Here is an 8,509-nt window from a genome sequence, read left to right as displayed (position 1 = left end):
TTCGACCGSSYTSCGGCGGCGGCCACCCGTCCCAGGGCTTCCTCCTTGCCGCAGGGGTGCGCCCCGAGGGCGGCCTGACGGGCCACGATCACGCGCTCGGCCCGCATGAGCCGCCATCCCCTGCGCAGCAGGAACGCCACGGACTTCCGCCCCTCGCGCAGATCCCGGAGCAGCCGCCGCCGGAAGGTGGTCGAAGGCCGCCCCCGCAGACAGATCGCGTCGGCGAGCACGCCGTTCTCCCGGCACCGCTCCACGATGTCCGCCGCGAAGATGCCCTCGGCGATGAACAGCGGGGTCCGCTCGATGTCCAGGGACTCCTGGCCGACGCGCGAGCTGGTAGCGATGTCGTACACCGGGACACGCGTGCGCCCCGTACGGCACAGCTCGTCGATGGCGGCGAGCGCCACCTCGGCGTCCCAGGAGGCGGGGGAGTCCCAGTCGATGTCCGAACTGCCCGGGACGAGCGGCAGCGTGGGGTCGTCGAACTCCTTGTAGAAGTCGTCGAGGCAGAGCACGGGGAGCCCGGAGCGGGCGGCGAAGACGGACTTGCCCGAGCCCGAGGGGCCGCAGAGCAGCACGACGCGCGTGGGTATCGGGGGGTGGGAGCCCAATGCACTGACCCTTTTCAGATGTGGTTTCGTTTCGGCGTGGTCGGAAGCCATTATCAACGGCGTCGCCGGGAGTGCCCATACCGCCCGCACGAAGGGACGGACGGCACACGAACGTCCGTACGAGGTCTGCGGGTCGCCTTTGGCGGCTCCCGGTGCCGTCAACTACGCTCGGTGTGCGCGCGCTTACCCAACTCGCACGGATATGGGCGGTACTCATGGCACGACACGCGACACCCAGGTCACCCCGTCCCGGCTCCCGCGCGCTGCTGCGGGCCGGTCTCACGCTGACCGCGGCGGGGGCCGCGATCGGTGCGGGCGGCGGAACCGCCGGTGCCGCGGAGTCCGCCGCCGTCCCGCGGACGGCCGGGTACACCGCGCCCGCCGACGCCGGGCACGGCACCTCGGCGGTCGAGATCCTGACGGGTGCGCTGGGGAGTGCGACGAAGGGCGGACTCGCTCCCGTCAAGGACCTCCAGCTCGACCCGCTGGCGAACACCAGCGCCGATCCGCTCGCCAACTCGCTCGGCACCCAGATCGCGGACTTCAAGCCGGTCAGCACGGCGGCCGTCACCGGCCCGGTCACCGAGGGCGCCTCCCTGGGCGAACTGCCGGTGGTGGGCAGCGTGGTGGGCCTGCTGCCGGGCTGACCCGGCCCGCCGGGCGCTACCTGGCCCCCGGCCCCGACCGCAGCGGCACCTCGCGCACCAGCCATGCCACCGCGAGCGTCACGGCGCACAGCACCGCCGTCCCGGCCATCACCGCGTGCAGTCCGTCGCTGACCGCGGCCCCGAAGGCGTCCCGCACCGGCCCCGGCAGCCCCCGCAGCACCTCCGGTGTCACCTGATGGCCGCCCGCCAGCCGCTCGCCCTCCGCGCCCAGCCGGTCGGTGAGGGTGTCCCGCACGCGGCCGGTGTAGAGGGAGCCGAGCACGGCGACGCCCAGGGAGCCGCCGATGGTGCGGAGCAGCGTGGTGGTGCCGCTGGCGGCGCCCATGTCGCGGGGCTCAGCGCTGTTCATGGTGATCAGCAGGGACGGCTGGAGCAGACAGCCGAGGCCCGCGCCGAGCACGAGCGTCAGCGCGGACGCCGCACCCGTGGCGGTGTCCACGCCGAGCGTCAGGAGCGCGAGGGCGCCCGACGTGGCCACGGCGCCGCCGATGAGGGGGTAGATCCGGTAGCCGCCGCCGTTGCCCACCGCGCGGCCGATGAGCAGCTGTGCGCCCATCATGCCGAGCATCAGCGGAAGCAGCAGCAGGCCGCTCCCGGTGGACGACATCCCGCGGACGAACTGCATGTACTGCGGCAGATAGCTCGCCGCGCCCAGCATGGCGGCGCCCGCGAGGAAGGTGAGCGCCTGGGCGAGCGTGAAGTTCCGGTCGCGGAAGAGGCGCGGCGGGATGACCGGCTCGGGGGCGCGCAGCTCCACGCGGACGAAGGCGCCGAGCGAGACTGCCGCGAGCAGCGCGAGCCCCGCGATCTGCGGGGAGGCCCACGCGTACGCCGTGCCGCCCCAGGTCCCGAGCAGCGTGAGGGCCAGGATGCCCGCCGTGAGGAGGGCAATGCCCGGGTAGTCGACGCGGGCGGTGCTGCGCTCGCCGGTCGGCCGGATGAGCAGCCCGACGGCGGTCAGGGCGACGGCGCCCACGGGGACGTTGACGTAGAAGACCCAGCGCCAGTCGAGCCGGTCGGTGAGGAAGCCCCCGAGCAGCGGGCCGCCGACCATGGCGGCGGGCAGCAGGACGCCGATCAGCGACTGCGAGCGCCCGGCCAGCGCCGGTGGCAGCAGCGTGCCGAGCAGGGACATCGCGCCCACGAAGAGGCCGCCCGCGCCGATGCCCTGAAGGGCCCGGAAGGCGATGAGCTGCCCCATGTCCTGAGCGAGTCCGCAGAGCACGGAGCCGACGAGGAAGACGGTGATCGAGGCGAGATAGCTGCCCTTGCGGCCGTACATGTCACCGGCCTTGCCCCAGACCGGCGTGGAGACGGCCGCCGTGAGCAGGTAGGCCGTGACCACCCAGGAGAAGTGGTCCAGGCCGCCGAGGTCGCCGACGATCGTGGGCAGCGCGGTGCCGACGATGGTCCCGTCGAGCGTCGCGAGGACGATGCCGAGCAGCAGGCCGAGCAGGGCGAGCCGGGAGGGCGGGGCCGCCTCGGCGGCCGTCGGGCCCGGCGCCTCCGTGGCCGCGCCGGGCGGCGGGGGTTTTTCCGTACGGTGGTTCATGGCTCTCCCGGTGTTGGCGTGGCGTCAGGCCGCGTAGGGGCGGGCGGTCCTGGCCTCGCTCAGGGTGCGGGCCCACCAGGCGAGCTGGTCGAGCATGGCCTTGGCCGCGGCGTCGCTCTGCGGGTCCCGCATCGCGTGCTCCTCGTCGAACAGGGCCCAGGCGTTGTGCAGGCTCACCGTGTTGCGGATGGTCGTGGCGTTCAGCTCGGCCATGACGAGGCGGAGTTGTTCGACCGCGCGCAGGCCGCCCGAGATGCCGCCGTAGGAGACGAAGCCGACCGGCTTGGCGTGCCACTGCTCGTTGTGCCAGTCGATGGCGTTCTTGAGCGTCGCGGGAAAGCTGTGGTTGTACTCCGGCGTGACGAAGACGAAGGCGTCGGCCGCCGCAAGGCGCGGCGAGACCCGGGCGAGCGCCTCCTCGGTGCCGGGTGCGAGCGGTCCGCCGAAGGCGGGCAGGACGGTGGGCAGCGGCGTTTCGGCCAGGTCGACGACGTCCGCGCTCATGTCCTCGCGCTGATCGAGATGACTCTTGATCCACCGCGTGACGACGGGCGCGAAGCGGCCCTCACGGGTGGAGCCGACGAGGACGGCGACGCGAAGGGCCGGGGCCGGGTGCGGACTGGTGGCGGGCATGGGGGCTCCCTGTGTGCGGCTGGCTGGGGCTGGGTGTGTACGACGTACTCCTGGCGTACAACGTACACACCGATGTGTACCCCGTCTACAGGAGATACGGTGTACGCATGGCCACACAGAAGAAGGGCGGGCCCGAGGTCTCGCTCTGGGAGCGCCTGGAGCGCCCCGCGAGTACGCCCCGCACGGCCCTGACGCCGCAGCGCATCGCCGCCGTCGCCGTCCGGGTGGCCGACGCGGAGGGCTTCGCGGCCGTCACCATGCGCCGCCTCGCCACGGAACTCGGCGTCGCGCCCATGGCCGCCTACCGCCATGTCTCGGGCAAGGAGGACCTGCTCGCCCTCATGGTCGATCTGGTCTCCGCCGAGCTGGGCCCGCCCCCGGAGGTGACCGGCTGGCGCGAGGTGCTGCGGGAGTCGGGGCGCGCCACGCGCGAGATGACGCTGCGGCACCCGTGGATGATCGAACTGCCCACGCCGCTGCACGCGCTGACGCCGAACCGGCTCGCCGCCGCCGAGCGCCAGCTCGCCGCGCTCGACGGGCACGGGCTCGACGTCGACACGATGATGGCCGCCTTCCGCTCCGTCACCGCGTACGTGGGCGGCATGGTCCGGTCGGAGGTGGCGCTCGGCCGGTATCTGCGCGAGCAGGAGTGGAACAGCCCCGACGAGGCGCGGATCGGCCTCGCGCCCCAGATGCGGTACCTGATGGAGACCGGCCGCTACCCCACCTACCGCCGCTACATCCACGAGGCGACCCGCAAGGACGACCCGTCCTGGGAGTTCGAGACGGGCCTCGACTGCCTCCTCGACGGGATCGCCGCGCGGTTCGGCCTCTAGGGCCTCTCGTCCGGAGACACGACGAGGCCCCGGCCCCCCTGGACGGAGGGGGGCCGGGGCCTCATGTGTGCGGGGAGTGGCTAGTAGGCCGAGCCCGATGCGCCCAGGGAGCCCGTGGGGTGCCAGACCGTCTTCGTCTCCAGGAAGGGGGCCAGGCGGTGCGTGCCCGGGTCGGCCGAGAAGTCCACAGGCTGTGGACGGAGCACGCGCTTGAGGTTGTCGGCGGCGGCGATCTCCAGATCGCGCGCCAGCTCCGCGTCCGCACCCGTCAGGTCGATCGCGTTGACGTCCTGGTGGGCGGCGAGCGGCGCCGCGATCTCGGCGGTCCGGCCGGTGAGGATGTTGACCACGCCGCCGGGCACGTCCGACGTCGCGAGGACCTCGCCGAGGGAGAGCGCGGGGAGCGGCGCCTTCTCGGCGGCGATCACCACGGCCGTGCAGCCCGTCGCGATCACCGGGGCGATGACCGAGACCAGGCCGAGGAAGGACGACTCCTGCGGCGCGACGACCGCGACGACGCCCGTCGGCTCCGGCGTCGACAGATTGAAGAACGGGCCCGCGACCGGGTTGGCCCCGCCCGCCACCTGGGCGATCTTGTCGGTCCAGCCCGCGTACCAGACCCAGCGGTCGATCGCCGCGTCGACCTGCGCGGCGGCCTCGGACTTGGAGATGCCCTCCGCGTCCCTGACCTCCCGCACGAACTGGTCCCTGCGGCCCTCCAGCATCTCCGCGACGCGGTAGAGGACCTGGCCGCGGTTGTACGCGGTCGCGCCCGACCAGCCGCCGAACGCCTTGCGCGCGGCGACGACCGCGTCACGGGCGTCCTTGCGGGAGGAGAGCGGCGCGTTGGCGAGCCACTTGCCCTTGGAGTCGTCCACCTCGTACACCCGGCCGCTCTCGGAGCGGGGGAACTTGCCCCCGACGTACAGCTTGTAGGTCTTCAGAACCGTGAGTCGGTCAGACATCGAGGTACGCCTCCAGCCCGTGCCGGCCGCCCTCGCGGCCGAAGCCCGACTCCTTGTAGCCGCCGAACGGCGACGTCGGGTCGAACTTGTTGAAAGTGTTGGCCCAGACGACACCCGCCCGGAGCTTGTTCGCGACCGCGAGGATGCGCGAGCCCTTCTCCGTCCAGATGCCGGCGGAGAGGCCGTACTGCGTGTTGTTGGCCTTGGCGACGGCCTCGTCCGGCGTGCGGAAGGAGAGCACCGAGAGCACCGGGCCGAAGATCTCGTCGCGGGCGACGGTGTGCGCCTGCGTGACGTTCGTGAAGAGCGTCGGCGCGAACCAGTAACCGGACGAGGGGAGCTCGCACGGTGCCGACCAGCGCTCGGCGCCCTCCGCCTCGCCGGTCTCGGCGAGCGCGGTGATGCGGGCGAGCTGCTCGGCGGAGTTGATCGCGCCGATGTCGGTGTTCTTGTCCAGCGGGTCGCCGAGACGGAGGGTGGTGAGGCGGCGCTTCAGGGCGTCGAGCACCTCGTCCCGCACCGACTCCTGTACGAGGAGGCGCGAGCCCGCGCAGCAGACCTGGCCCTGGTTGAAGAAGATGCCGGTGACGATGCCCTCGACGGCCTGGTCGATGGGGGCGTCGTCGAAGACGATGTTCGCGCCCTTGCCGCCCAGTTCGAGCGTGACCTTCTTGTCCGTGCCCGCGACCTGGCGCGCGATGGCCTTGCCGACGGCCGTGGAGCCGGTGAAGGCGACCTTGTTCACGTCCGGGTGGGCGGTCAGGGCCGCGCCCGCGTCGCCGTACCCGGGAAGGATGTTCACGACGCCCTTGGGCAGGCCCGCCTGACGGCAGATGTCCGCGAAGAACAGGGCGCTCAGGGGCGTGGTCTCGGCGGGCTTCAGGACGACCGTGTTGCCGGTGGCGAGCGCCGGGGCGATCTTCCAGGCCAGCATCAGGAGCGGGAAGTTCCACGGGATGACCTGGCCCGCGACGCCGAGCGGGCGGGGGTTCGCGCCGTATCCCGCGTGGTCGAGCTTGTCGGCCCAGCCCGCGTAGTAGAAGAAGTGCGCGGCGACCAGGGGGAGGTCGGCGTCCCGCGTCTCCTTGATGGGCTTTCCGTTGTCCAGGGTCTCCAGGACGGCCAGCTCGCGGCTGCGCTCCTGGATGATCCTGGCGATCCGGAAGAGGTACTTGGCGCGCTCGGCGCCCGGCAGCGCCGACCATGTCCCGAACGCCCTGCGGGCGGCCTTGACGGCGCGGTCGACGTCCTCGGACGAGGCCTGCGCGACCTCGGAGAGGACCTCCTCGGTGGACGGGGAGACCGTCTTGAAGACCTTGCCGTCGGCGGCCTCGGTGAACTCGCCGTCGATGAAGAGGCCGTAGCTCGGGGCGATGTCGACGACCGCGCGGGACTCCGGCGCGGGTGCGTACTCGAAGGGAGTGGAGGTCATGGGTCAGTCCACCGTCACGTAGTCGGGGCCGGAGTAGCGGCCGGTGGCCAGCTTCTGCCGCTGCATCAGCAGGTCGTTGAGGAGCGACGAGGCGCCGAAGCGGAACCAGTGGCTGTCCAGCCAGTCGGGGCCCGCCGTCTCGTTCACCAGGACGAGGAACTTCACCGCGTCCTTCGTCGAGCGGATGCCGCCCGCGGGCTTCACGCCGATCTGCACGCCGGTCTGCGCGCGGAAGTCGCGGACGGCCTCCAGCATGAGCAGCGTGTTGGCCGGGGTGGCGTTGACGCCGACCTTGCCGGTCGAGGTCTTGATGAAGTCGGCGCCCGCGATCATGCCGATCCAGCTGGCGCGGCGGATGTTGTCGTACGTCGAGAGCTCGCCGGTCTCGAAGATGACCTTCAGGCGGGCGGTGCCGCAGGCCTCCTTCACGGCGCGGATCTGCTCGAACACCGTCATGTAGTCACCGGCGAGGAACGCGCCCCGGTCGATGACCATGTCGATCTCGTCGGCGCCCGCCGCGACGGCCTCTCGCACGTCGCCGAGCTTCACGTCGATCGCCGCGCGGCCCGCGGGGAAGGCGGTCGCCACGGACGCGACCTTCACGCCGCTGTCCCCGACGGCCGCCCTGGCGGTGGCGACCATGTCCGGATAGACGCAGACGGCCGCGGTGCGCGGGGTGCCGCGGTCGGTGGGGTCGGGATTGACGGCCTTCGCGCCGAGCGCCCGGACCTTGCCGGGGGTGTCGGCGCCCTCCAGGGTCGTCAGGTCGATCATCGAGATGGCCAGGTCGATGGCGTACGCCTTCGCCGTGGTCTTGATCGAGCGGGTTCCGAGCGAGGCGGCACGCGCCTCCAGGCCGACCGCGTCGACGCCGGGCAGCCCGTGGAGGAAGCGGCGGAGCGTGCTGTCGGACGCGGTCACGTCAGCGAATGCAGTGGGCATGGTCACGAGGGGAGCATATCTACGCGCGTAGCTGCTGTACAGGGGGTGGGGTGGACCCGGGATGCAGCCATGATCCCGTACGCGCGTACGGACCGGCGCGGAGCCGTCGGCCCGGCGTCAGGCAGAATCGGGGTATGAGCGACCCTCAGAACCCCGTGGCGGAGCCCGCCTACAAGGACCGCACCTTCCGGTCCCCGGCCGGTATCGCGGGCGGCGTACTGCTGCTCGCCCTCGGCGCCTGGCTCGGCGTCGACGCCGCCGTCCGCGGTGAGGGCCGCACCCCGTGGCTCGCGCTCGCCGGGCTGCTCCTCGCGGTGCCGCTGGTCGTGGCGTTCACCGTGCGCCCCGCCGTGTACGCCAACGACGACCGGCTGCGCGTCCGCAACCCCTTCCGCACCATCACACTGCCGTGGGCGTCCATCGCGACGCTCCGCTCCGGGTACTCCAACGAGGCGCTCACCGTGTCCGGCGCCAAGTACCAGCTCTGGGCCATCCCGGTCTCCCTGCGCGGGCGCAAGAAGGCGGCGCGCAGGCAGGCGCAGGCCGCCGCGGCGGGCGACCCGGCGACGAGCAGCAGGCCCTTCCTCGACCCGAACGCGAAGCCCACCCGCGCCGAGGGCGACCAGGCCATGGACGAACTGCGCGACCTCTCCGAGCGCCAGGCCGACGCCGAGAACGCCCAGGGCGAGCCCGCGGTCCGCTGGGCCTACGAGATCGTCGTCCCCGCCGCCGCCGGGGCGATCCTCCTCGTGGTCCTCCTCGCGGCCACCTGACGGCCCGCGCCCGGCCCGCTCACGGCGGGCCGTGCCAGCCGAGGAGCATATGGGCGCCCAGTACCGCCGAGGTCAGGGCCGCCGCGGTGAGCAGGGT

General features: G+C 72.6%; 9 protein-coding genes. 3 read left to right on the top strand and 6 right to left on the bottom strand.

Annotation, left to right across the window (positions count from 1 at the left end; all coding sequences use genetic code 11):
- Positions 1–662: uridine kinase family protein (locus AB8Z36_RS23305; RefSeq protein ID WP_440581980.1), on the bottom strand; the 662-nt coding region annotated here is incomplete at its 3' end.
- Between the two features lie 164 nt (positions 663–826).
- Here AB8Z36_RS23305 and AB8Z36_RS23300 point away from each other — a divergent pair.
- Complete coding sequence (locus AB8Z36_RS23300; RefSeq protein WP_369215314.1) at positions 827–1,258, top strand: hypothetical protein; 432 nt, start codon at positions 827–829, stop codon at positions 1,256–1,258.
- A 16-nt stretch (positions 1,259–1,274) separates the two neighbouring features.
- Here the strand turns inward: AB8Z36_RS23300 and AB8Z36_RS23295 are convergent, their stop codons facing one another.
- Together AB8Z36_RS23295 and AB8Z36_RS23290 are read right to left on the bottom strand one after the other, a co-directional pair.
- Positions 1,275–2,831, bottom strand: a complete 1,557-nt coding sequence (locus AB8Z36_RS23295; RefSeq protein WP_369215313.1) for an MDR family MFS transporter — start codon at positions 2,829–2,831, stop codon at positions 1,275–1,277.
- A 24-nt stretch (positions 2,832–2,855) separates the two neighbouring features.
- Positions 2,856–3,464: an NADPH-dependent FMN reductase gene (locus tag AB8Z36_RS23290; RefSeq protein WP_369215312.1), complete on the bottom strand. Its 609-nt coding sequence runs from the start codon at positions 3,462–3,464 to the stop codon at positions 2,856–2,858.
- A 107-nt stretch (positions 3,465–3,571) separates the two neighbouring features.
- Between AB8Z36_RS23290 and AB8Z36_RS23285 the strand changes: the two genes are divergently transcribed.
- The gene (locus AB8Z36_RS23285) at positions 3,572–4,300 is read left to right on the top strand and encodes a TetR/AcrR family transcriptional regulator (protein WP_369215311.1); all 729 of its coding nucleotides are present in this window, start codon (positions 3,572–3,574) and stop codon (positions 4,298–4,300) included.
- Positions 4,301–4,380: 80 nt separating this feature from the next.
- On the opposite strand, the gene AB8Z36_RS23280 is transcribed toward AB8Z36_RS23285, so the two are convergent.
- Genes AB8Z36_RS23280 through deoC form a run of 3 tightly spaced genes read right to left on the bottom strand, consistent with a single transcriptional unit; the run spans position 4,381 to position 7,639 of the window.
- On the bottom strand, positions 4,381–5,265 hold the full coding sequence (locus AB8Z36_RS23280; protein WP_369215310.1) for an aldehyde dehydrogenase family protein: 885 nt from the start codon (positions 5,263–5,265) through the stop codon (positions 4,381–4,383).
- Positions 5,258–6,697: an aldehyde dehydrogenase family protein gene (locus AB8Z36_RS23275; RefSeq protein ID WP_369215309.1), complete on the bottom strand. Its 1,440-nt coding sequence runs from the start codon at positions 6,695–6,697 to the stop codon at positions 5,258–5,260. The genes AB8Z36_RS23280 and AB8Z36_RS23275 overlap by 8 nt, the downstream gene beginning before the upstream one ends.
- Before the next feature lie 3 nt (positions 6,698–6,700).
- A complete protein-coding gene (deoC, locus tag AB8Z36_RS23270; RefSeq protein ID WP_369215308.1) occupies positions 6,701–7,639 on the bottom strand; it encodes a deoxyribose-phosphate aldolase in 939 nt (312 codons plus the stop codon).
- Positions 7,640–7,773: 134 nt separating this feature from the next.
- Between deoC and AB8Z36_RS23265 the strand changes: the two genes are divergently transcribed.
- A complete protein-coding gene (locus tag AB8Z36_RS23265) occupies positions 7,774–8,412 on the top strand; it encodes a PH domain-containing protein (RefSeq protein ID WP_369215307.1) in 639 nt (212 codons plus the stop codon).
- The last annotated feature ends 97 nt before the right edge of the window (positions 8,413–8,509 follow it).

Origin of the sequence: Streptomyces flavofungini (genome assembly GCF_041028215.1) — a bacterium.
Lineage (GTDB): Bacteria > Actinomycetota > Actinomycetes > Streptomycetales > Streptomycetaceae > Streptomyces > Streptomyces flavofungini_B.
Note: the sequence above shows the minus strand (reverse complement) of the source record. Positions and strands in the feature narration are given on the sequence as shown.